The sequence below is a fragment of the Micromonospora alfalfae genome (assembly GCF_022230925.1).
Lineage (GTDB): Bacteria > Actinomycetota > Actinomycetes > Mycobacteriales > Micromonosporaceae > Micromonospora > Micromonospora alfalfae.
The window spans coordinates 161,570-183,281 of the sequence record NZ_JAKKFH010000009.1 but is presented as its reverse complement, the minus strand read 5'-3'; the positions used below and the strand labels follow the sequence as shown (position 1 = coordinate 183,281).

The following is a 21,712-nucleotide window of genomic DNA, read 5'->3' as shown; positions in this document are numbered from 1 at the left end:
CGCTACCTCGACGCTTGTCCCCGGTCCCCGGGGACATCGCAGGTCAGCGGCCCATCAGGGTCAGCCCTGCAGAACGGCGTCGAGCTGTGCGGCCACGTCGAGCAGGTGCGCGGCCAGGTCGCGGAGGTGGTCGCGGGTCAGCTCGACCTCGGCCATCTGCCCGCGCGCGTCGTGGACTTCGGAGGCGATGTCCAGGATGCCGACGGCGGAGACGTGACCGGATGCGCTGATACGCACCTCGGGCCACACCGCGACCGACAGTGGCGCGCCGGACTGCGCCTGGCCGAGTACGTACCGGTTGGCCTCGCCGACGTGATTGCGGGTGCCGCACTGGCCGGTGTAGTGCTCGTCGCACCAGTCCGGGCAGATGTCCGGCCGGGGCAGGATGAGCTTGTCCATGTCGATCTCCTCGCGGCTAGTGGTGGTCGGCGCCGGTGGTGGCCCGGAACTGGGTCACGGTCATCTGACCGGTGATGACGTCCACGGCCAGCGGGAGCAACTGCGCCAGGAGCAGCGCGTCGGCCGGCAACATCTCCCGGTCCGCCCCGACGTGGATCCGCTCGTCGCCGGCCTCGCCGGCAGGGGTGTCGACACGGGTCAGCTCGATGCACACGTCCTTGCCCATGGCCAGGCAGACGGAGTGCCAACGCTCCTGAACGTGGTACTCCAGCTCGGCCTTGTGGACGCCGTCGTGGGTCTCTTCGCACCAGGCCGGGCAGGGCAGCTCGGTCCACGCCTGCCGGGGCAGGGGGTTGGACGGGACGTGCGCGCCCATCGCGGCGTGCTCGATGTCGACGTAGTCCGTACCGCCGCGCCGTACCACGGTGGCGGGCTTGGCGACGACGTAGTACGCGGGTTCTTCGGTGGTCTGGTACATACCGCACCTCCGGCGGTCAGTGGTCCAATGGACCGGGATGGACCAGCAGGTCAGGGTGTGGACCACTGGTCCGGGAATTGGTCCAGGGGTTGGGCCGTACCACGCGGTACAGGTAAGCGCGGTCCACGTGGTACGGCCCTTACGTGGTCTAGCCGGCGGGGAGCAGTGGACCGGTGGCCCGGCCGGCGGCGAAGATCGCGGTACGCATCATCAGAGCGATGGCCCTGCGCTGGTCCAGGCGGTCACCTACGACCCGGTTGGCGCTGGCAACCTGCCACCCGTCCGGGCCGTTCACCGCAGCGGCGAGCGCACCCCGCTCGGGGTAGTCGACGTCGCGGACCACGTACGCCTGACCGGCCCGCAGCGTCTGCTTGAGCAGGACCGGAGCCATCAGGCGTGCCGAGCGATGCGAGCGGCGGACAGCAGCGCGTGCGCCAGCTGCTCGACCTCGGCCGGCGTGCCGGACCACCCCTGAACGCCGTCGCCGCCCGCGTAGTGGCCGGTGTCGCCCTCGACGAGCGTGAGCACCACGCGGGTAGGGGTGGTGACCTCGCCGCGCTCGGTGGTCGACTCCACCAGCACGCGAGCGGTGGCCGTTCCGGTCGTCGAGGACGGCTCGTCGGCGGTCAGGTCCGTGACCACAACCTCGTGGCACAGGCCGATCGAGAAGCCGTCGTGCTCGGTGATCTGGCCTCGGTGGTCCTCGGTGCAGAACGGCGGGCAGTCGGCCGGGCGGGCGGCCAGGGCCCGCTGGAGACCGTCGGCGTAGCCCTCGACGTAGCCGTTCTTGAAGGTCTCGCCGTCCTCGCGGCGGATGGCCTCGGCCAACTCGTGCACAGCGGCGGGGTTGGCGCGGATCGCCTCCTGGACGAGCGCCAGATCGTCGGCGGCGCCGGTGTACGGCGCGTTCATCGGGAAGCGGATGTCCGCCGGCCGCTGGATCGCCGTCAGGTTGGTCGTGTCGGCGTCGTTAAGCCGGTTCTCCGACGGGACGCTGGCGGATGCAAGAATCTTCACTGGGTCGCCTCCTGGGGCGATCAAGGGCCCGGATCACAGGAGTTGGCGCTCCTACCGGGCCCGCTTTGGTGTTGTGGGTTGAGCCGGTCGCCCGGCCCTTGCGATCAGGCGGCGCGGGCGAGGGTGTCGATCGCGGCCAGCTCGACCTCGTCCTGGTGGCAGTCGAGGCACGCCTCGTACTTGCCGCCGTTCGGGTGGAGCCGGACCTCGGCGTCCTGCCCCCCGCAGGCCTCGCAGCCCTCGGGGGCCCGCTCGCCGATCGCCCGCTCCGTCATGCCCGTCTCCCTCACCCGTCCTTGTTGAATACGTTGAGTCTATGCGCCAAACGCATAAGAGGCAATGCTTTCCGGGCATCGGTCCGCAGAAAGTCCGCCGGATATCCGCAAGCCCTCAACGCGAGCCAACGTGACCAACGGCAGTAAACCCAGGCCAGGAGGGGGGGCGGAGGGAAGCCGCAGGTAGCGGAGTTGCGGCCAGACGTTCCGCTTCAACGTCTGAGCCAACCTGTTCGCCGTCGGGTCGGGTGGAGGGAACGGGCCTCCGGCACGATCCCGTACCGCTGCACGTGGCCATCGTCGTCACCTGCCGGGCCGACACCCAAGGGGTCAGGGTGACGAGGTCGGGTGTCCGGTAGGACGCCACACCCTGTCGCCCTGGCCCCTTCACCAACGACGTGTGTGGCTAGTCGCTGGGGGAGTGTTCCCTATTGCCTGAGTGAGGTCCGCGATGACGCGGAGCAGGCTTTCAGTTGTAGTGGGCGAACTCCGTATAGTCGTTCCAGATCCAGCCCTTTACGCCAGTGCAGCAGTCCGAGTGCCACCACAGGTTTCCGGCATCGTTCACGCAACGCTTGTCGATACGGAAAAGCGTCTTCGACTTCCAGTGGGCTATCACCGTAGACGACCCCGAATAGCTGGTGTGCACCGCGGCGCTGCCGACGATGACCCGCCTGATGTGCGGCGTCCAGTCCGAGCAGGAGGCCAGTGTTCCGACTTCCGCCGGCACAGCGCCCAGCTCGTCCATCATGGCGGCCGGGACGGGCTGGGCCGCCGCAGATGCCGGTGCGGCGATCGGAAGAATGCCGGCAAATGCGAGCGTGAGTGCGCCACCCGCCGCTGCGAGTTTCCTCGACGTTGCTTTCCTCATAATTCCTCCATATCTCCAGGTGCTTTGGTTTGGACCGTATAGCTACCGCCAATGCCGTGAAGTCCGGTGTTGGTAACGGATAGATAAACGTGGCTTGACCAGGGGCGCGACTCGTAGATCCAGGTAAATGGGCGCAGTGATTATCGCCTTTGCGTGGCGAACCGGTTTCGGCGAGTCAGCGGTGCCGCCGGGCTCGACCTGTGTTCGCTCCGGTCCGGGCCTGCCTGAGGCACTCGCGGCGCTCCTACTGCTGGCCGTGGTGGCGGCTCGGCTTGCGTTTCGTTCCGGCCCTGGCGTTCGTGAGCTGTCGTCGGCGTTGGTCCCGCTGCTGCCGCTGCCAGTCCTGCCGCCGGCGGTCGCGTCGTGTCTCGTAGCCGCGGGCGAGGACGGCCAGCGCCATCCACCCGGACAGAACCAGGCCTGCCGCTCCGACCACCCCTTGCAGCCGGCCCCGGTGCCCGCTGAGGATGCCGAAATCGGTGACGAAATCCTCCGGATCGTTGGGGTTGACCCAGATTCGCACCGCACTGCCGGCCGGCAGGCAGACCTCCCAACAGCCGACTTCGGCCTGACGCTGAGCGCCGGCGAATTCGTAGCGCAGGTGCATCGTGTTCCGCCGCTTGTGCACTAGCTCATCGACGACTGCCTGCTCTGGCACACCGTCGACCCGCAGTCGACTTGCCCAGGCGTCGTTGTCCTCAAAGGTCTTGAACGGAAGCCACATCATGACCAGCCCGACCACGAGGCCGAGTGTGTAGAGGGGGTAGCGGGCACGCCACCAGCTCCGCAGGATCTGCACGGTGGCCATGGTCGCAGTCGATGTCGACAAGCGGCGGTACGTTGACCGGATGACGGAACAGATGCTCCGATCGTCGTTTGGCGCGGCGGCGACCGCGTACGCCCAGCACCGCCCGGACTACGCGCAGGCCGCAGTGCGGTGGGCGCTGGAGCCCGCCCCTGGCCTGCGCGTGCTCGACCTGGGTGCCGGCACCGGCAAGCTGTCGGCGACGCTGGCGGCGGTGGGCGCGGACGTCGTGGCCGTAGAACCCGACCCGGCCATGCTTGCCGAGCTGCGCCGTACGCAGCCGGGCGTCAATGCCCTGCCGGGTAGCGCCGAGGCCATCCCGTTGCCGGACGCCTCCGTCGATGCCGTGCTCGCCGGCAACGCCCTGCACTGGTTCGACATGGCCGTGGCCGGGGCGGAAATCGCCAGGGTCCTCGCCCCCGGCGGCATCCTGGCCGGTCTGTGGAACATCATGGACGACCGGATCGACTGGGTTGCCGGGCTCGAACGGGTCAGCGGGAGTGCGGCCATCGGCCCACGTGACACGTTGAGCAGTTGGCGCGCCGCGACGGCGGGCATGCTCGTTCCGAGCACCGGCCTGACCGCCCGGTTCGGGTCCGCGGAGCAGGTCGAGTTCCCGCACGGGCAGCGCCGTACCGCCGACTCGCTCGTCGCGACGCTCGCGACGCGGGCCGGGATGCTGGTCATGCCGGACGAGGAGCGAGAGGCCACCCTCGGCCGGATCCGCTCCTTCCTCGGCAGCCGATCCGAAACCGCCCACGGCGAGTTCACGCTGCCGATGCTGACCGGCGTGCTGCGCGCCCGCCGGAGCTGACGGTCGGCGACCCGGTGAACCGGCATCGCCCGGGGGCGTTGAAGGCTGCACTGGCAGGCGTCGAGGTGGCGCTGGTGGGCCTGTTCTCGGCGAAGGACAAGGAGTTCGACAGCAAGCTCAATCTGCTGGCCAGTGTGGTGGCAGCCCACGGTGGCCAGGTCGTGAGCCGGCACGTGCAGCGGCGGGGAGTCTCTTCCGGCGGAGCGGACAAGATGGGCGACCCGTTCTCGCGGCGAACGTTGCTCAGCCCCGGTAGGGCACGCGAAGTCGCCGATGCCTGCCGGCAGCGCGGGGTCGGCGTCGCGGTCTTCGCGAACCCCTTGACCGACCACCAGCGGGCCGTCCTCGGTGACATGTTCGGCTGTCCCGTCCTGACTGGCGAGGACCTCCGACAGGTCAGTGACGGACGGCCTTCTCGCCGTGGACGACTGCGTACTCCACGGCGAGCCAGGGTCCAAGGTCGTCGATGAGTTCGCGGAGCACACCCGGAACCGGCGAGGGCGTCCGGCCGATGACGGCAGCTCTACGCATCTGCTCCGCGCGTTCCGGATAGTGGAGCCCGAACGCCTCGGCGGACTGGGTGAGGTCGCTCGTCCAGCCTCCCCACCGCGGCATGACCAGCGTGAACCCCGTCCTGACGATGCGCCGAGCGACGAGCCGGCTGAGGGCCTTGCGTTGCTGGTCGGTGGTCGCTTCGGCTGCCTGGCGGCGCCAGCCCCGAAGGGCAAGCGACAGGTCGCCGTTCGTCTCGCGGGCGAGCAGGGGAGTGGGCCGATAACGGGGAAGCTGGTCGGCGAGGTCGTCGCCCAGCAGGGGAGTGCACAGGCAGGCGACGAAGAAGCCGAGGTCGTGCCGCTCAAGCTCGCTGAGCAGCGTACGTGCACTGAACAGCAGGATGCCCACGCCGTCGATCTGCGTAAAGGACCGGTCGAGGTCCTGCTCGATCCTGGTGGCAGCCGCCCGGTCGGCCTCGGTTGGTTCGCCGTGCAGGGCGAGGAGCAGGTCGAGATCGGAGAGACCGGGGATGGCGGTGCCACGCGGAATGCTGCCGTAGATGTAGGCGCTGTGCAGCCGACGACAGTCGAACGACTCGGCTATCCGAGCGCGTGCCGCGTCGACAACACCGGCGAACGCGACCGGGACCCGGCTCAGGGCACCCTCACGCGCAATCCATCCCTCGCCGTCGAGTCCGCTTCCGGGCATGGCGACAGTCTGCCGGCCTACTGCTCGGCCCAGGCGCCCAGTTCGTTGCCGCTGGGGTCGGTGAAGTGGAACCGCCGGCCACCGGGGAACTCGTACGGCCCGTTCACCACCTGGCCACCGGCCTCCTTGACGGCCTGCACGGACCGGTCCAGGTCGCTTGAGTAGAGCAGCACCAGCGGGCCGCCCGCCCGAACCTCGGTGTCCAGACGGAGACCGCCGACCTCGGGCGCGGCGTCGCCGTGTGGGTTGCGGATGCCGGCGTACTCCGGCCCGTAGTCGTTGAACTGCCAACCGAACGCGTCGGCGTAGAACCGCTTGGACACGGCGAGGTCGGTCACCGTGAGCTCGACGTAGTCGATGGTGTGGTGGCGGTGCGGCGATGACTCAGACATGCGCCGATCCTGCATCAGGGGTACGACCAAACCACGACGCGCAACGAAAGGTTGCGCGATGGGTGCGGGCTGTCGTAGGTTCAGTGCAACCAAAGGTTGCGAAAGGTTGTGGGCATGGAACAGGGAACTATCGAACGCGACATCCACGTCAACGCGTCCCCCGAGGTCGTCTTCGAGGTGGTCAGCCAACCCGAGCACATGCGGGAGTGGTGGCCCGATGACGCGCGGTTCGAGTCCGTCGCCGGCGCGCCCGGCGAGCTGGTCTGGCGCGACGCCGACACCGGCGAGACGAAGACCGTGGCGCTCGCCGTCGTCGAGGTCGACCCGCCGAAGCGGTTCTCCTTCCGGTGGTGCTTCACCGAGCCGGACCGGAGCGGGCAGGCACTGTTCGTCACCTTCGACCTGGTGCCCAGCGGCGCGGGAACGCTGATCCGGATGACCGAGACCGGGTTCCGCGAGCTGGGTTGGGAGGTCGCTGCCCTGGAAGAGCAGTACCGCGACCACGAGAACGGTTGGGACCACTACATGCCCCGGCTGGGCGAGTACGTCGCTCGGCTGGTCGCGACCCCATGAGCGCGGTGGTCGACGACGAGCTGTGGTCGGCGATCGGCGACCCGATTCGGCGTACGATGATCGATCTTCTTCTCGCCGACGGGCCCGGCACGGCCACCTCGTTGAGCAGACGGCTACCCGTCACCCGTCAGGCCGTCTCGAAGCACCTGGCGGTCCTCGACCGGGTTGGGCTGATTCACGCCGAGCCAGCCGGTCGCGAGCGTCACTACCAGGTGGACGAGGCGCAACTCGCCCGCGCGGTCGCCCAGTTGTCGACGGTCGGCGCCACCTGGGACGCCCGGCTCCGCCGGATCAAGCGCATCGCCGAGACGATCGAACGCCACCGCACCAACACCCAGGGAGGCTGAGAATGGTCGACATTCTGCACCAGGTCGGCGTCGTCGCTCCGCTTGCCGACGTCTACTGTGCGGTGGCAACCCCCGAGGGCGTCGCCGGCTGGTGGTCGGTCGACACGACAGGCAAGAGCGAGGTCGGCGGACAGTTGACCGTCCACTTCGGGGACGAGGGCGGGTTCGACCTGGAGATCCTTGAGCTGAACCCGGTTGGCCGGGTGCGGTGGCGGGTCGTCGGTGGCCCCGAGGAGTGGATCGGCACCGAGATCGGCTGGCGTCTCGGCCAGCGAGGCCGGTACACGATCGTCGACTTCACGCACTCGGCCTGGCGCGAGCCGACCGAACTCATGCACGAGTGCAGCACCAAGTGGGCGATCTTCCTGATGAGCCTCAAGGAGCTGGTCGAGACGGGGCGCGGCCGGCCGGCGCCGGACGACGTGCAGATCAGCGACGGGCACTGACCTCGGTGCCGGTTAGGCCGCCGGGGGACCGCACGCTTCGCCGCAACATCGCGATCCCCCCGGCGGTCAGGCCGAGAGCAGCTATCGCCACCGCACAGAGCAGCAGCGTCGGGCGTGCGCCGATGGCGCTCACCAACGGCCCGCCCAGCATGGTGCCCAGGGGCACCGCCAGCACGAGGATGGCACCGTTCGCGGCGAGCACCGCCGGGAGTTGCTCGGTCGACGTGCTGCGCTGGAACAGCGCCATCGACGTGGACATGTACGGCGCCCAGATGAGGCCCGCCAGGGCGAACGCCGGCAACGACACACCGACGGGTGCGCCCAGGCCGAGTGGCAGCATGGCGACGCCGAACGCCACGACGATGGCGATGGTGGTGGTTCGCAGTGGCCAGCCGCGAAGGTAACCGGCGACCAGACCTCCGGCGAGGCCGCCGATGCCGAACGCGGCGTAGTACGCGCCGAACAGCGTCGCGGAGGCGTGCAGGTCGTCGGTGATGTGGATCGGCATCGCCACGTACACCGGTCCGAAGAGGAAGAAGAACCCGAGACTCAGCACCAGCAGGCCCAGCAGGGCCGGGTTCTGGCGGATGACCGCGAAGCCGGCCGTTCGCGAAGCGCCGCTCTCGGACCGTGCGGGTCCGTCGTTGGCGGGAAGGGCGAGACGGTACGTGAGGGCCAGCGCGGCGAAGGTGGCGGCGTCGATGGCGATGACCCACACCGGCCCCGCCCAGCCGATCAGGATGCCCGCCAGCGGTGGGCCGACGATTGTGGCGAACCCGCCGATGGTGGTGAGTACGGCATTGGCCGGCAGATGGTGTCGCTGCGGCAGCAGTTCGGCGATCAGGGTGAACCGGCCGGCGGAACCCCACGAGTGCAGCAGCGCCGACGCGGCCAGCAGAACCACGTACAGCCCGATGGTGAGCAGGCCGGCGAGGTGGGCGAGGGGGATCGCCCCGAGCGCGCTGGCTCGCAGAATCGCGTCCCACCCGGCGAGTTGCGCCCCGCTGCGCCCACGCAGCAGCCGACCGAAGACGACAGTCCCGGCCGCGCTGGGCAGTGTGTACGCCGCCACGGCCAGCGCGATCCAGGTGCGATTGTGCGGGGCGAGTTGGATGGCGAGCCAGATCACCGCGACCAACGCCAGGCCGTCGCCCAACGCGGAGACGGCCAGCCCAGGTAGGACCCGTCGGAGCTGAGGGTGACTGACCACCGGCCAGTACGGAGAGGAGCGCGGGAATCGGGAGGCGTCTGACGGCATGGTGTCAGCTCACCCGGCGCGGGCCCTACGGATCAACAACTACTGCCACCAGCAGAATCAGCCGAGGGCGAAAGGCTGGCTCACCGGTCCGGGCTCTTGTTTCCGCGGGCAGCGCGGGAGGACGAGCCGATGCTCGCCACGATCGAACCCACCGAGGCGAGCGACACCGCCACAGTGCCGGCCGTGTCGTCCCCGCCGTCCCCGGTCACCTTGAGGATGATGCCGGTGACCATCAGGACGACCGACAGCGCCAGGACCACATGGATGGCTCGTCTGCTCATGGCGGCAGCTCACTCTCGGTCGGCGGGAGATCGACTCGGGTTCCTTGAAGTCGGGGCGTTGACACCTCGGCTTTCCGGAACCCGAGCCGATCAAACCGTTACTCCGCCCGGTAGACGGAGATGTGCGACGGGCTGTCGGCCTGGAACGGCCGTCGGTGCCAGTCGGCGTACCGCTCGGTGAGCCGGAGCCCGGCCTGCTGCGCCATCTCATCGATCTGGTGCGGCCAGGCGTACCGCATGGCGAACGGCTTCAGGTGCACACCGTCCGCGTCGAACGTGATCGTCTGCCGGATGAACCGCTGCGCCGGTCGGTCGTACCGGTGCAGTCGGATCGTCGCGGAGTCCTCGGTGACCTCACGGACCTGTATCTGCTCGTCCGAGTCGAAGCCGCGCGGGTCGGGCACGAACGTCTCGATGACGAACGCGCCGCCGGGCGACAGCACCCGGGCGACGTTGCGGAAGCAGTCCGCCTGCCGCTCGGCGTCCACCAGGTTGAACAGGGTGTTGAAGACCAGGTACGCGAGCCGGAACTCACCGGCCACCGGCACGTCCGCCATGTCGGCGACGACCACCGGGATCTGGTCGCCGCCGGGTTTCGCCCGCAGCTGCGCGAGCATCTCCTCGGACGCCTCGACGCCGTGCACGGCGAGGCCACGTTCGGCCAGCGGCAGCGCGACCCGCCCGGTGCCGATCGCCAGTTCGAGAACCGGACCCCCGTCGGCCAGGTCGGCCAGGAAGTCCACCGCCGGCGCGGGGTCGGGGTTTCCTGGGCTGTCGTAGTCGGAGGCCCAGAGCCGGCCGAAGAGGCCGGGATCGTCGAAGACCGACATCAGCGGCCTCCGGGGTTGGTGTCAGTGGCGCCCAGCAGCGCCAGGGGAACAGTCCTGCTCACGAAGTCTCGATTCCTCGGGTCGGATGACGGTTGGTTCGGGGGACTTCGTTGTGTTCGGCATGGTGGCTGCTCCCTTCGCGTGGCTGTCGACCGAGGACACCAGAAACGTCGTGGGCCCGGCAAGGCAATTACGCCACCCGGGCCCACGACCGCACATCCGGTCAGGAGATGTGGTGCAGGATCACGTTGTGCACGTGGTGGCTCTTCTGCGCGCCACGGAACTCCACCTCGTACGTGTGCGTGCCGACGTGGATGGCGATGGCGCCGGTGGAGAAAAACGAACCACCCCACGACTTGTTGCTGACCACGCTCACGCTGGTGATCTTCGAGTACGGGATGCTGGTGATCGCGAACCGCTTCCCGACGAAGGACCGGTCCTGGATGATCACGCGGCGGTCGGTCAGCCCGATGAACCCGGTGCCGGTGCCGACGGCGTCGTAGACGGCGATGATCTGCTCGCCTTCGAGGAGGCCACTCTCAATCTGCTGGACCTGCTCTTTGCGGTCGTACGCGATGTTCGCCATGTGCTCCAGGCTAGAAAACCGGTGCCAGGGTGCCCGCCCGGGCGATGACCACGAACTCGCCGTCGCCGTGGCCGACGGGCTCCCCGTGCCAGCCTCCGTGGACGCGGTCCACAATGAAGCCCGCGCTGGTCAGAGACGTGCGCAGCTCGGCCTCGGTGCGGAAGCGCAGGCTCGCCGAGCTGAGGAGTTCTTCCCCGCCGTCGAAGTGGTAGTGGTGGGTGAAGTCGACCACTGCGTCGCGTACCCCGGTGACCTCGGTCCACGCGCGGACCTCGCCGCCAGCGGGCAGCGTGACCAGCCGGTGCGAATCCACAGGATTCCACCGCTCCCAGCGACGGTCCGCCGGGTCGCGGGCGTCGAACACCAGCCGGCCGCCGGGCACGAGCGCCCGGGCCAGGTCGGCGAGGGTACGCGCCCACTCCGCATCGTCCACGAAGAACTGCGCGACGTGGCTGGTCAGCACCGCCACGTCGAACGCCCGCTCGGGCAGCAGCGCCGAGGTGCCCTCAAGCCAGGTCACCCGATCGCCACCCGGCCTGACGCGGGCGGCGGCCAGGGAAGCGCCGGCCGGGTCCACACCGGTGACGGTGTGCCCGGCGGCGGCGAGGGCAACCGTCAGCCGGCCGGTGCCGCAGCCGAGATCCAACACCCGGGCGGCCGGCGTCTCGTCGACAACCGTCTGGAAGAAGTCGTCGTCAGGCCCCCACCGGCACTCCGCGTCGTACACCTGGACCAGCCGGTGGTGGCGGAACTCGGCGTGCCTCATCGGGGGTTCGCGTCCGTCGCGGCGCTGACGAACTCGCGTACCCGGGTGGTGGTGTTGCTGGGCAGCCAGACCGGCCCTCGTTCGATCGGTGGCGCGTCGTGGATGGGCACGTACGCCACGTCGGGGCGCGGGTAGTAGCGCCGGGTGTGCTCGCCCACCGGCAGGACTCCCCGGCCCAACGCGACCAGGGACAGCATCTCGGAGAAGGTGTTCCCGGCGGGCCCCTTCGGGACCGCCCGGCCGGACGGGGTGCGTTCGGGGGTGCGGTCGCGCTTGAACTCCACCGAGGTCACCGTCGGGTACTGCACGACCGGGTGGTCGGCGAGCACCTCCAACGACACCGACCGCTCCCGGGTGAGCCTGTGACCCGCCGCGACCGCCAGCACCCGGCCCTCGGAGATCAGCGCCGGGCCGGTGGCCATCCCGTCGAACGGGTACGAGGCGATCAACACGTCTGTCGAGCCGTCGAGCAGCCCGGATCGGGTGGTGGACAACTGCGCCTCGTGCACCTCCACCCGGCAGTCGGGGTGCCGTTCCCCGAACACTGCCACCGCCCGGAGCAGCACCGGCGCGGTCCACTCGCCGAGGAACGCCACCCGTAGCGTCCCGGTCACGCCCCGGGCGGCGTCCGTCGCCCGGCGGACGGCCTCGTCCATGCCTGCCACCAGGGGAGCCAGCTCGTCGGCGAGCTGCCGGCCGATCGGGGTGAGCCGGACGACCCGACTGGTACGGGCGAACAGCGGTGCGCCGATCCGGCGCTCCAGCTTCTTCACCACATGGCTGACCCGGCCGGTGCTGACTGTCAACCGCTCGGCCGTCCGGCCGAAGTGCAGTTCCTCCGCGAGGGTCAGGAACGTCTCGACCTCGTAGCGCTCCAGCACACAGTTCCCATCGTTGACCTGTGGGCAACGATCGTAGCGGCATCGGGTCTTGGTCGGCGGCCCTCGCCCAGGGATCGTGAACGCGGCAGGGAAAACCGAGCGAAGGGCTCTGACATGAGCGTTGACGACTACCTGGCCGGCCTCGCCGGCCCAGTGCGCGAGATCGGCGAGAAGCTGACACCGGTCATCGCGGCGGCCCTTCCCGGGGCGACCGGGGCGATGTGGCACGGGCACCCGGTCTGGAGCCTGGGCGACCGGCCCGGCCAGCGCCCGCTCTGCCTGATCAAGGCGTACGGGTCGTACGTCACCTTCGGGCTGTGGCGGGGGCAGGAGATCACCGACCCGTCGGGGCGGCTGATCCCCGGTGCGCGGGCGATGGCGGCGGTGAAGTTGCGCGACGTCGCCGACATCGACCCGGCCCTGTTCAGCGACTGGCTGCGCGCGGCGGCCCACCTGGAGGAGGGGTGAGCGCGGTGCGGGTAACCGGATTCGACCACCTGGTGCTGACAGTCGCCGACGTGGAACGGTCCCTGGACTTCTACTGCGGCCGGCTCGGGCTGGCGCCGGTACGCGTCGACGAGTGGCGTGCGGGCAGCGTCCCGTTCCCGTCGGTGCGGATCAGCCCCGACAGCATCATCGACCTCGTCCGCGGTGAGCCGCAGGGCGCGAACGTGGACCACTTCTGCCTGGTGGTGGCACCACTGGACTGGGCGCAGGTGATCGAGTCAAAGGTCTTCACGGTGCTGACCGGCCCGGTCAGCCGGTTCGGCGCCCGCGGTTCGGCGACCTCGATCTACGTGCGGGACCCGGACGGCAACTCGGTGGAGTTGCGCTGGTACCCGCAGGACGCGGGGTCGGATTCGGGTCCGGTCGTCAGGCCTCGGTGACCGCCCGGTAGGCGTCCTCGATGCGGGCGGCCAACAGCACCTCGCCCTCGGTCAGCGGCTCGCCGCTGCCGTGCCCCACCCGGATCTGGGTGCTGTCGGCCCGGCGGCTGATCTCGGGTCGCAGATGCAGCGCATCCGCGACGACCTTGACCCGCTCAGTGAGTGCGGCGTGTTGGGTATCGTCGATCACGAGCGTCCGTCGGATCTGCTCGCCCTCGCGCGTCCAACCAGATAGCAAGGTCAACGCGTCGGACAGGTAGTCGTGCTTGGCCCTGCTGTTGAACAGCACGCGCATCACCGCACCCCCCAAGCGCCGTTGCCGGCTTGTGGCCAAGTCGTCGCCATCCCGTGTCTTGTCGGTGCCTCCTAGTCTCCCGCTGCTCGGAGGGGGTGTCCACGCCCACACTTCCGTGTCTTGTTGGCCTAGCGGACGGCTACGGTACCCAAACCGCCGATTGATCTGGCACCCTGGACGCCCGTGCGGACCGAACGGGCGAATGATGGCGGGCAGGCCGAACGACGGGACCTGAAGGTGATCGTCGGTGCGGCGATCATCCGGGATGGGCGGGTGCTCGCCTGTGCGCGTTCCGCCCCACCCGAGGTAGCGGGCATGTGGGAGTTTCCGGGCGGAAAGGTCGAGCCGGGGGAGGCCGAGACCGACGCGTTGATCCGGGAGTGCGCCGAGGAGTTGGCCGTACGCGTCGAGATCGGCGACCGGGTCGGCCGCAACGTACGGATGGCGCACGGCCGGTCGGTGCTCAAGGTGTACGCGGCCCGCCTGCTCGGCGACGACCAGCCACAGGCGCTGGAGCACGAGGCGCTGCGCTGGCTCACCGCCGACGAACTGGACTCGGTCACCTGGCTCCCCGCCGACGCCCCCATCGTGGCCGCCCTCCGCCCCCTCCTGCGCAGCTCTCGTTGATCATGAAGTTATTGCCACCGCGCGCGGCGTGTCGTGGCAATAACTTCATGATCAACGGGGGTGGGGCGGGGGGTTGGGGTGGGGCGTGGAACGGGGGCCGTGGCAACTGCCACGGCCCCCGTTGTTGTTCAGGTGATCAGTGCTTGTTGTCCTGCTCCGGGTGAGCGAAGTTGAGGTGCTCCGGAGGCAGCGGGAAGGTCACGTCGTCGCCGAACGGCGACGGCGCGGCGGCCCGGTCGAAGGTGAGCTCGGTCAGCGGCAGCTTGCCCCGGTCGTCGACCGCCGGAGCGGTCGGGTGCGGCACCTCCCGGTCCCAGTTGACGCCACTCTGCGCCTGCGCCTCGGCCCGCTTGTCGTGCGAGCCGCCCGCGTGCGAGTGGACCCCGGCCCTGGTCGCGCCCGACGAACTCGCCGAGCCCTGACGGGCGGTGGTCACGCTGGTCTGGGGCGTCTCGCCCCGACGGAAGATCTTGCTACCAAGCCACACAAGGGGATCGTACCTGCGGTCGACGACCCGTTCCTTCATGGGGATGATCCCGTTGTCAGTGATCTTGATGTGCTCGGGGCAGACCTCGGTGCAGCACTTGGTGATGTTGCAGAAGCCGAGGCCCTGTTCGGCCTGCGCGTACTCCTTGCGGTCGGTCCGGGCGTCCAGCGGGTGCATGTCCAGCTCGGCCGCCCGGATGAAGTACCGCGGGCCGGAGAACGCCTGCTTGTTCTCCTCGTGATCGCGGATCACGTGGCAGACCGTCTGGCACAGGAAGCACTCGATGCACTTGCGGAACTCCTGCGAGCGCTCCACGTCGACCTGCTGCATCCGGTAGTCACCCGGAGCCACGTCCGCCGGAGGGGCGAACGCAGGGGTCTCCCGTGCCTTCTCGTAGTTGAACGAGACGTCGGTGACCAGATCCCGGATGACCGGGAAGGTGCGCAGCGGGGTGACCGTGACCGTCTCGTCGTCGCCGAAGGTCGACATCCGCGTCATGCAACCCAGCCGCGGCTTGCCGTTGATCTCCATCGAGCAGGAGCCGCACTTGCCGGCCTTGCAGTTCCACCGGCAGGCCAGGTCGGGCGCGTCGGTGGCCTGCAGGCGGTGGATGACGTCGAGGACTACCTCGCCCTCGTTCACCTCCACCATGTAGTCCTGGAGGTCACCGCCGCTCTCGTCGCCCCGCCAGATCCGGAACTGACGCTTCCCGCTCATCGGTTGTCCGCCTCTCCAGCGTCGGCGACGAGGGCGTCGAAGTCGGCGAGCTCCTCGTCGGTGAGGTACTTGGCCAGCTCGGCCCGGTCGAAGAGGCCGATCAGCTCCGGCCGCATCTTCGGCAGCGGCTTGCGGGTCAGTTGCACCGTGTCGCCGTCCAGCGCGCAGACCAGGTTGACCTGCCGCCACTTCGGCTCCATCGCCGGGTAGTCCTCCCGGGTGTGCCCGCCGCGCGACTCCTGCCGCTCCAGCGCCGCCTTCGCCGTGCACTCCGAGACCACCAGCATGTTGCGCAGATCCAGGGCCAGGTGCCAACCCGGGTTGTAGCGTCGGCCGCCGGCAGCGCTCACCTTGGCCACCCGCTCACGCAGCTCGGCGAGCCGGACCAGCGCGTCGGCCAGCTCACCCTCCCGGCGGATGATGCCCACCAGGTCACCCATGACCGCCTGGAGGTCCTGCTGAAGGGTGTACGGGTTCTCGCCGGTGTCCCGTTGCAGCGGCGCGAGGGCCGTCTCCACTGCCGCCTCGACCTCGTCCACCGCCACCTTCGGCCGGGCGGTCAGCCCGTCGGCGTAGCTGGCCGCGTGCCCGCCCGCCCGCTTGCCGAAGACCAGCAGGTCGGACAGGGAGTTGCCACCGAGTCGGTTCGAGCCGTGCATGCCACCGGAGACCTCACCGGCGGCGAACAGCCCGCGTACGTGGCCGAAGGCGGCACCCGAATCCGGGTCAACCTCGACGCCGCCCATCACGTAGTGGCAGGTCGGGCCGACCTCCATCGGCTCGGCAGTGATGTCGACGTCGGCCAGCTCCTTGAACTGGTGGTACATCGACGGCAGCCGGCGGCGGATCTCGTCGGCCGACCGTCGGCTCGCGATGTCCAGGAAGACGCCACCGGCGGGGGAGCCCCGGCCGGCCTTGACCTCGCTGTTGATGGCGCGGGCGACCTCGTCGCGGGGCAGCAGCTCCGGCGGGCGTCGGTTGTTGTCCGGGTCGGTGTACCAGCGGTCCGCCTCCTCCTCGGTCTCCGCGTACTGCTTGCGGAAGACATCGGGGACGTAGTCGAACATGAACCGCTTGCCGTCGGAGTTCTTCAGGACGCCGCCGTCACCACGCACCGACTCGGTGACCAGGATGCCCTTCACCGAGGGCGGCCAGACCATGCCGGTCGGGTGGAACTGGAGGAACTCCATGTTGATCAGCGTCGCCCCGGCCCGCAGCGCCAGCGCGTGCCCGTCCCCGGTGTACTCCCAGGAGTTCGAGGTGACCTTGTAGGAGCGCCCGACGCCGCCGGTGGCCAGCACGACCGCCGGCGCCTCGAAGAGGATGAACTCGCCCGACTCGCGGTAGTAGCCGAACGCGCCGGCCACCCGGTCACCGTCGAGCAGCAGCTCGGTGATTGTCGTCTCGGAGAACACCCTGATCCGGGCGTCGTACGAGCCGAACTCCCGCTGGTCCTCCTGCTGGAGCGAGACGATCTTCTGCTGGAGGGTGCGGATCAGCTCCAGGCCGGTCCGGTCGCCCACGTGCGCCAGGCGCGGGTACTCGTGGCCACCGAAGTTGCGCTGCGAGATCTTGCCGTCCTTGGTGCGGTCGAAGAGCGCACCGTACGTCTCCAGCTCCCAGATCCGCTGCGGCGACTCCTTCGCGTGCAGCTCGGCCATCCGGAAGTTGTTGAGGAACTTGCCGCCGCGCATGGTGTCGCGGAAGTGCACCTGCCAGTTGTCCCGGCTGTTCACATTGCCCATCGCGGCGGCGGCGCCGCCCTCGGCCATCACCGTGTGCGCCTTGCCGAACAGCGACTTGGAGATGATCGCGGTCTTCTTGCCGGCCAGCCGGGCCTCGATCGCCGCGCGCAGACCGGCGCCGCCGGCCCCGATGACGACGACGTCGTAGTGGTGTCGTTCGATGCGAGTGGTTGTGGTCATGTCAGGGGCCCTTTAGTTGATGAACCGCAGGTCGGAGAACCAGCCGGCCGCAAGCGCCATGATGTAGAAGTCGGCCAGCGCCAGGGTGCCGAGGGTGATCCAGGCGAGCTGCATGTGCCGGACGTTCAACGCCGAGACGAACGTCCAGGCCTTGTACCGCACCGGGTGTTTGGAGAAGTGCTTGAGCCGGCCGCCGATGATGTGCCGGCAGGAGTGGCAGGAGATCGTGTACGCCCAGAGCATCACCACGTTGAGCAGCAGGATGATGTTGCCCAGCCCGAAGCCGAAGCCCTTCGGCGAGTGGAAGGCGAGTATCGCGTCCCAGGTGTTGATCAGCGAGATGATCGCGGCGGCGTAGAAGAAGTAGCGGTGCAGGTTCTGCCCGAGCAGCGGGAAACGGGTCTCACCGCCGTACTCCTTGTGCCCGTCCGGGACGGCGCAGGCCGGCGGCGACAGCCAGAACGACCGGTAGTACGCCTTGCGGTAGTAGTAGCAGGTGAGCCGGAACAGCAGCAGGAACGGCAGGGTCAGCGCGGCGTCCGGGATGATCCACCAGCCGGGCAGGAACCGGCCGAAGTGCGAGGCTTCCTCGACACACCGGTCGGTCACGCACGGGGAGTAGAACGGGGTCAGGTAGTGGAACTGGTCCACCCAGTACCACTTGTGCATGAAGACCCGGACCGTCGCGTACGCGACCCAGGCGCTGAGCCCGATCACGGTGATCAGTGGGGCGAACCACCATCGGTCGGTACGCAACGTCTTCGCCGCGATGGCGGCGCGCGCCCGCGCCCCCCTCGGCCTCGTTGCCGTTGAAGTCATTCGAGTCGTCTCCTCGACGGGCCCGTACGGGCGGGCTGGTCTCTCTCCGGTCGGCACGCGGACCGGCGAACCCGCACCCGCTGCCACGTCATGCGCACACCAACGACCACGCCGGATCGACCGACGCAGCTAAGTGACACACGTTACGCCGATCTCCGCGAGCCGTCCGCGCAAGGGAGTGTCCCGTGTGTCTGGCCTGCGGAAAAGCCCTCGACGCGCCGGTTGGCGCGCAGAATCGGGAACGTCAGCCGGAGGCTCCTCCGGTGAAGTGCCAGGAAGCCAGCCGCAGCGACGGCGCCGCCCACCAGGCACCGTCCACCCGGTCCGGTTGGCGCACCGCCCGCGCCCCCAGCCCGAGCACCGCCCCCGGCCCGAGCGCCCGCGGGTACGACTCGGTGAACCGCAGGTCACGGACCGCCCGGACCACAGTGCCGTCCTCGATCAACCAGACGCCGTTGCGGGTCAACCCGGTGACGACGAGGCTCTTCGGGTCGAGCACACGCGTGTACCAGAGGTCGGTGACCAGCAGGCCCCGGCGCACGCCGGCCACCAACGCGGCGTTGTCCGCGTCGACGACCGCCCCGGCCGCCGCGCCGGTGGTGCTCCGGGCCACCGCGCTGGCCGGACCCGCCGCCGCGCCGGTCAGCCGCAGGTTGCGGGGCATCGGGCCCCAGGTGGCACCGCCCGCTACCGCGTGCCCGGTGGACTCCGCACCCGCCTCGGCGGCGGTCCGGCGGTCGTGCGCCACCGCCCGGGTGGTGCCCGCCTCGACCAGCGTCAGCGCCCCTCGGCCGGTGCCCTCCGCGTCGAACGGCAACCCGGACCCGCCCAGCGGGTCGTCCACCACCGTCACCGCCCTGTCGAACTGGGCCGCGCCCGGCTCGGCGAACGACTGCCGCTCGGCGTACCGCTTGCCGTTGAAGCCGTAGAAGGACAGGTTTTGCAGAAGGTCCGCCACGGCGGCCGGCTCGAACACCACCTCGTAGTGCCCCGGCGGCAACTCGACCGGGTCGGCCGCCGCCTGCGCCTTCGCGGCCGCCTGCGCGCCCAACTCGGCGCCGTCGAGGTCGGACAGCCGGTCGGCGCTGCGCCGGGCCACCCCGTCCACGCCGTCGCGGCGGGCGATGCCGTCCATCGCCGCCTCCACCGAGCGGCCGTACGCCGAGTGCCCGGCCGAGTTCGCGAACGCCGACGAGCGGTGCGCGGTGCGGCAGTAACCGGCGGTGCTGAGGCCCCCGGCGGCGGCCACGAACGCCCCCACCCGATCGGCCCGCTGATCCGGCTCCGCGTGCGCGGTGGCCTCGTCGACGGGCGGGGCGTCCGGCGTGGGCATGGGCGGGGTCAGCCCCGGCCAACCCGCGTCGGGCGGGCAGAGCCGGGCCGCGGCCAGGGTGCGCTCCACCAGGGCGGACAACCCGTCGGCGGTGACCACGCTGCCGCCACCGGCGGCCGTCCGACCATCGACGTGAACCCGCAGCCGAACCCCGACAGTGGACTCGGAGACGTTCTGGTGGATGCCCGAGTTGGCGAACCGGGTCAGAGCCAGGTCCGCCCGCGTCACCACCGCCTCGGCCTGCGCGGCCGGCCCGCCGAGACGGCGAACCAACTCCACGACCTGCCCCGCCAGCTCCAACTCCGTCGGCCCACTCATGCCGAGCCACCTTCCGTTCGCGACTGCGGGGCTCGCAAAACCGGCTCACTCCTCGCGCTCACGCTGAAACCCCCACGCGGACGTTGCGGAACCGGGCCGGCGCGGCCGGGTGGCCTGTGTGCCCGACCTGGCCGGGTTGGCCCTTGCCGCAGTTGGGTGTCCCCCAGGAGACCGTCTCGCCGGAGAGCATGTCCATCGAGCGCCAGAACAACGGGCCGATCCCGGTGTACGTGGGGTTGCGCAACATCCGCCCCCGCCGCCCCTTCTTGATCTCCCAGCCGACCTCGCAGCCGAACTGGAAGTTGAGCCGCTTGTCGTCGATCGACCAGGACCGGTTGAGGTCCATCAGCACGCCGTCGTCGGTGGCCGCGATGATCTCCTCCAGCGTGTGTGGGCCGGGTTCCAGGCCGACGTTCGTCATCCGCACCATCGGCAGCCGGGCCCACCCGTCGGCCCGTACGCTGCCGCCGTAGTCGAGGCTGGCCATCGCTGCGGAATCCCGGCCGGCGAGTACACCCACCCAGCGGCCGTCCCGGACCGCGTCCCGCTTGACCGCCGGGGAGCCCTCGTCGTCGAAGCCGAAGCTGCCCAGCGCTCCCGGGATGGTCGGGTCGATGGTGATGTTCATCAGCTCCGAGCCGTAGCGCAGCGAGCCGAGCTGGGCCAGGTCCAGCCAGGACGTGCCGGCGAACGCCGCCTCCCAGCCGAGGATCCGGTCCAGCTCGATGGCGTGTCCGACCGACTCGTGAATCTGCAGGGCCAACTGCTCGCCACCGAGGATCAGATCCGTCTCGCCGGCCGGACAGAGCGGCGCGGTGAGCAGCGCCCGGGACTCCTCGGCGATCTGCGCGGCGTGCGCGGCCAGGTCCAGCGACTCGACAAGCTCCCACCCGGTGGTGCCGTACTGGCCCCGGTAGCTCGGCCAGGACCGGCGCTGCGTCTCGCCGTCACCGATCGAGGTGGCCGAGATGCCGCCGCCGCACTCGCGGATGCGCTGGTCGATCCGGTGACCCTCGCTGGAGACGAACCACTTCGCGGTGTCCCAGATCTGGTACAGGCCCTCGGCCAGGTCCGCGCCGTGCTCGGCCATCGTGCGGGTCGCGTCGACAAGCAGATCGCCCTTGTCCGACAGGGGCACCCCGAGCGGGTCGATCTGGCAGCCGGAGGCCCAGCTCGCGGTGACCGCCTCGACCGGCACCAGGTCGACCGAAGGGCCCGGCACCCGCGCGCTCGCCATGGCGGTCCGCGTCGCGCGCCGGCCGGCGTCGCGGGCGGCGGCGTCCGACAGATCGGGTACGGCGTGGAAACCCCAGCTCGCCCCCACCAACGCGCGGACGCCCAGCCCGATGCTCTCGTCCTGCGTCAGCTCCTCCACGTCACCGTTGCGTGCGGTCATCGACTCGTAGCGGCGGTGCATCACCCGGGCGTCGGCGTACCGGGCGCCCGCGTCGAGGGCGGCCTGGACGGCGGCGGTGGCCGCGTCGAACTCGGTCATGGACCGACCCTAGGCCAGCCGACCGACACCCGTCAGGGAAGCAGTTCCTCCGGCCGAATGGCGGCCTTGACCGGCTCGGTGAGCACAAGCAGGTCTCCCGGCCTGGTCACGGACTGCTCGATGTAGTGGCCGCCCTGCCGCCGATAAAGGTGCAGCGTGCCATTCGTCTGCTCCACCAGCAGGTACCACTCGATCCCGGCCGAGGCGTAGTAGTGCATCTTGAGCACCTTGTCGGTGGACGCGTTGCTCGGCGAAATGATTTCGCAAACAAGCCGTACGTCACCTGCCTCGACGTTGAGTTCGTCGAAGTCGATCGGGCCGGTGACCACGAGGTCGGGGATGGGAATCCGGCCGGGCCTGAGCCGGACGTTCACCGCTTCCAGTACGTGCAGGCCGGCCTCGCGAGCCGGAGCCCGTAGGGCCGCACGCAGTTCGCCGGAGATGTTCTGGTGTCGGGGGGTGGGCGCTGGGGTCACGTGGAGGCTCCCGTCGAAGAGTTCGACGCGTTGCTGCGTCTCGCCGAGGGCGAGGTACTCCTCTTCGGTCCACGGGCCTTCGTGGTTGAACACCGCCGCGGTCATCGTCAC

General features: G+C 69.8%; 29 protein-coding genes. 7 read left to right on the top strand and 22 right to left on the bottom strand.

Annotation, left to right across the window (positions count from 1 at the left end):
• Nucleotides 1-60 precede the first annotated feature (60 nt).
• From MED01_RS10345 to MED01_RS10315, 7 genes are all read right to left on the bottom strand, one after another.
• A complete protein-coding gene (locus tag MED01_RS10345) occupies nucleotides 61-399 on the bottom strand; it encodes a hypothetical protein (RefSeq protein WP_238668290.1) in 339 nt (112 codons plus the stop codon).
• A gap of 16 nt (nucleotides 400-415) precedes the next feature.
• Nucleotides 416-877, bottom strand: coding sequence for a hypothetical protein (locus MED01_RS10340; protein ID WP_238668289.1), 462 nt, complete (start codon nucleotides 875-877; stop codon nucleotides 416-418).
• A gap of 148 nt (nucleotides 878-1,025) precedes the next feature.
• Nucleotides 1,026-1,268, bottom strand: coding sequence for a hypothetical protein (locus tag MED01_RS10335; protein WP_238668288.1), 243 nt, complete (start codon nucleotides 1,266-1,268; stop codon nucleotides 1,026-1,028).
• Nucleotides 1,268-1,894 (bottom strand): DUF6907 domain-containing protein, encoded by a 627-nt coding sequence (locus MED01_RS10330; RefSeq protein ID WP_238668287.1) that lies wholly within the window; start codon nucleotides 1,892-1,894, stop codon nucleotides 1,268-1,270. Before MED01_RS10330 ends, MED01_RS10335 begins: the two co-directional genes overlap by 1 nt.
• Nucleotides 1,895-1,998: 104 nt before the next feature.
• Nucleotides 1,999-2,169 (bottom strand): hypothetical protein, encoded by a 171-nt coding sequence (locus MED01_RS10325; RefSeq protein WP_238668286.1) that lies wholly within the window; start codon nucleotides 2,167-2,169, stop codon nucleotides 1,999-2,001.
• A 469-nt stretch (nucleotides 2,170-2,638) separates the two neighbouring features.
• A complete protein-coding gene (locus tag MED01_RS10320) occupies nucleotides 2,639-3,040 on the bottom strand; it encodes a hypothetical protein (RefSeq protein WP_238668285.1) in 402 nt (133 codons plus the stop codon).
• A gap of 244 nt (nucleotides 3,041-3,284) precedes the next feature.
• A complete protein-coding gene (locus tag MED01_RS10315; protein ID WP_238668284.1) occupies nucleotides 3,285-3,848 on the bottom strand; it encodes a DUF3592 domain-containing protein in 564 nt (187 codons plus the stop codon).
• Nucleotides 3,849-3,888: 40 nt separating this feature from the next.
• Between MED01_RS10315 and MED01_RS10310 the strand changes: the two genes are divergently transcribed.
• Nucleotides 3,889-4,659, top strand: coding sequence for a class I SAM-dependent methyltransferase (locus MED01_RS10310; RefSeq protein ID WP_238668283.1), 771 nt, complete (start codon nucleotides 3,889-3,891; stop codon nucleotides 4,657-4,659).
• A gap of 396 nt (nucleotides 4,660-5,055) precedes the next feature.
• On the opposite strand, the gene MED01_RS10305 is transcribed toward MED01_RS10310, so the two are convergent.
• Together MED01_RS10305 and MED01_RS10300 are read right to left on the bottom strand one after the other, a co-directional pair.
• A complete protein-coding gene (locus MED01_RS10305; protein WP_238668282.1) occupies nucleotides 5,056-5,862 on the bottom strand; it encodes a hypothetical protein in 807 nt (268 codons plus the stop codon).
• A 17-nt stretch (nucleotides 5,863-5,879) separates the two neighbouring features.
• Nucleotides 5,880-6,254, bottom strand: a complete 375-nt coding sequence (locus MED01_RS10300; RefSeq protein WP_238668281.1) for a VOC family protein — start codon at nucleotides 6,252-6,254, stop codon at nucleotides 5,880-5,882.
• Nucleotides 6,255-6,368: 114 nt separating this feature from the next.
• Between MED01_RS10300 and MED01_RS10295 the strand changes: the two genes are divergently transcribed.
• The 3 genes from MED01_RS10295 to MED01_RS10285 are packed head-to-tail and all read left to right on the top strand — an operon-like array spanning nucleotide 6,369 to nucleotide 7,620.
• Entirely contained in the window at nucleotides 6,369-6,827 is a 459-nt protein-coding gene (locus tag MED01_RS10295) for an SRPBCC domain-containing protein (protein WP_238668280.1), read from the top strand.
• Nucleotides 6,824-7,174, top strand: a complete 351-nt coding sequence (locus tag MED01_RS10290) for an ArsR/SmtB family transcription factor (RefSeq protein WP_238668279.1) — start codon at nucleotides 6,824-6,826, stop codon at nucleotides 7,172-7,174. Before MED01_RS10295 ends, MED01_RS10290 begins: the two co-directional genes overlap by 4 nt.
• Before the next feature lie 2 nt (nucleotides 7,175-7,176).
• On the top strand, nucleotides 7,177-7,620 hold the full coding sequence (locus MED01_RS10285; protein WP_238668278.1) for an SRPBCC family protein: 444 nt from the start codon (nucleotides 7,177-7,179) through the stop codon (nucleotides 7,618-7,620).
• Here MED01_RS10285 and MED01_RS10280 read toward each other — a convergent pair.
• The 6 genes from MED01_RS10280 to MED01_RS10255 all read right to left on the bottom strand — a co-directional run bounded on the left by MED01_RS10280 (nucleotide 7,604) and on the right by MED01_RS10255 (nucleotide 12,222).
• Nucleotides 7,604-8,878: an MFS transporter gene (locus tag MED01_RS10280; protein WP_238668277.1), complete on the bottom strand. Its 1,275-nt coding sequence runs from the start codon at nucleotides 8,876-8,878 to the stop codon at nucleotides 7,604-7,606. The two genes, MED01_RS10285 and MED01_RS10280, sit on opposite strands and share 17 nt — an antisense overlap.
• Nucleotides 8,879-8,958: 80 nt before the next feature.
• Nucleotides 8,959-9,159: a hypothetical protein gene (locus MED01_RS10275; protein ID WP_238668276.1), complete on the bottom strand. Its 201-nt coding sequence runs from the start codon at nucleotides 9,157-9,159 to the stop codon at nucleotides 8,959-8,961.
• A 98-nt stretch (nucleotides 9,160-9,257) separates the two neighbouring features.
• On the bottom strand, nucleotides 9,258-9,989 hold the full coding sequence (locus MED01_RS10270) for a class I SAM-dependent methyltransferase (protein ID WP_238668275.1): 732 nt from the start codon (nucleotides 9,987-9,989) through the stop codon (nucleotides 9,258-9,260).
• A gap of 223 nt (nucleotides 9,990-10,212) precedes the next feature.
• Nucleotides 10,213-10,575 carry a PH domain-containing protein gene (locus MED01_RS10265; protein WP_030337500.1) on the bottom strand — a complete coding sequence of 121 codons (363 nt, stop codon included), beginning with the start codon at nucleotides 10,573-10,575 and terminating at the stop codon, nucleotides 10,213-10,215.
• Between the two features lie 10 nt (nucleotides 10,576-10,585).
• Nucleotides 10,586-11,341 (bottom strand): class I SAM-dependent methyltransferase, encoded by a 756-nt coding sequence (locus tag MED01_RS10260; protein WP_238668274.1) that lies wholly within the window; start codon nucleotides 11,339-11,341, stop codon nucleotides 10,586-10,588.
• Nucleotides 11,338-12,222 carry a LysR family transcriptional regulator gene (locus MED01_RS10255; RefSeq protein ID WP_238668273.1) on the bottom strand — a complete coding sequence of 295 codons (885 nt, stop codon included), beginning with the start codon at nucleotides 12,220-12,222 and terminating at the stop codon, nucleotides 11,338-11,340. Before MED01_RS10255 ends, MED01_RS10260 begins: the two co-directional genes overlap by 4 nt.
• Before the next feature lie 114 nt (nucleotides 12,223-12,336).
• Here MED01_RS10255 and MED01_RS10250 point away from each other — a divergent pair, with 114 nt between their 5' ends.
• Entirely contained in the window at nucleotides 12,337-12,690 is a 354-nt protein-coding gene (locus MED01_RS10250; protein WP_238668272.1) for a DUF1801 domain-containing protein, read from the top strand.
• Nucleotides 12,691-12,695: 5 nt separating this feature from the next.
• Entirely contained in the window at nucleotides 12,696-13,109 is a 414-nt protein-coding gene (locus MED01_RS10245; RefSeq protein ID WP_238668271.1) for a VOC family protein, read from the top strand.
• Here MED01_RS10245 and MED01_RS10240 read toward each other — a convergent pair.
• Nucleotides 13,096-13,404, bottom strand: coding sequence for a 4a-hydroxytetrahydrobiopterin dehydratase (locus tag MED01_RS10240; RefSeq protein ID WP_112604995.1), 309 nt, complete (start codon nucleotides 13,402-13,404; stop codon nucleotides 13,096-13,098). The genes MED01_RS10245 and MED01_RS10240 overlap by 14 nt on opposite strands.
• A gap of 183 nt (nucleotides 13,405-13,587) precedes the next feature.
• Between MED01_RS10240 and MED01_RS10235 the strand changes: the two genes are divergently transcribed.
• Nucleotides 13,588-14,031, top strand: coding sequence for a (deoxy)nucleoside triphosphate pyrophosphohydrolase (locus MED01_RS10235; protein WP_238668270.1), 444 nt, complete (start codon nucleotides 13,588-13,590; stop codon nucleotides 14,029-14,031).
• 136 nt (nucleotides 14,032-14,167) lie between these two features.
• Here the strand turns inward: MED01_RS10235 and MED01_RS10230 are convergent, their stop codons facing one another.
• The 6 genes from MED01_RS10230 to MED01_RS10205 form a co-directional block, all read right to left on the bottom strand.
• Nucleotides 14,168-15,235: a succinate dehydrogenase/fumarate reductase iron-sulfur subunit gene (locus MED01_RS10230; RefSeq protein ID WP_238668269.1), complete on the bottom strand. Its 1,068-nt coding sequence runs from the start codon at nucleotides 15,233-15,235 to the stop codon at nucleotides 14,168-14,170.
• A complete protein-coding gene (locus MED01_RS10225) occupies nucleotides 15,232-17,160 on the bottom strand; it encodes a fumarate reductase/succinate dehydrogenase flavoprotein subunit (RefSeq protein ID WP_238668268.1) in 1,929 nt (642 codons plus the stop codon). Before MED01_RS10225 ends, MED01_RS10230 begins: the two co-directional genes overlap by 4 nt.
• Nucleotides 17,161-17,172: 12 nt before the next feature.
• Complete coding sequence (sdhC, locus tag MED01_RS10220; RefSeq protein WP_112583731.1) at nucleotides 17,173-17,979, bottom strand: succinate dehydrogenase subunit SdhC; 807 nt, start codon at nucleotides 17,977-17,979, stop codon at nucleotides 17,173-17,175.
• Nucleotides 17,980-18,223: 244 nt separating this feature from the next.
• On the bottom strand, nucleotides 18,224-19,630 hold the full coding sequence (locus MED01_RS10215; protein WP_238668267.1) for a TldD/PmbA family protein: 1,407 nt from the start codon (nucleotides 19,628-19,630) through the stop codon (nucleotides 18,224-18,226).
• A 58-nt stretch (nucleotides 19,631-19,688) separates the two neighbouring features.
• A complete protein-coding gene (locus tag MED01_RS10210; protein ID WP_238668266.1) occupies nucleotides 19,689-21,125 on the bottom strand; it encodes a TldD/PmbA family protein in 1,437 nt (478 codons plus the stop codon).
• Nucleotides 21,126-21,157: 32 nt separating this feature from the next.
• Complete coding sequence (locus MED01_RS10205; protein ID WP_238668353.1) at nucleotides 21,158-21,706, bottom strand: Uma2 family endonuclease; 549 nt, start codon at nucleotides 21,704-21,706, stop codon at nucleotides 21,158-21,160.
• Nucleotides 21,707-21,712 lie beyond the last annotated feature (6 nt).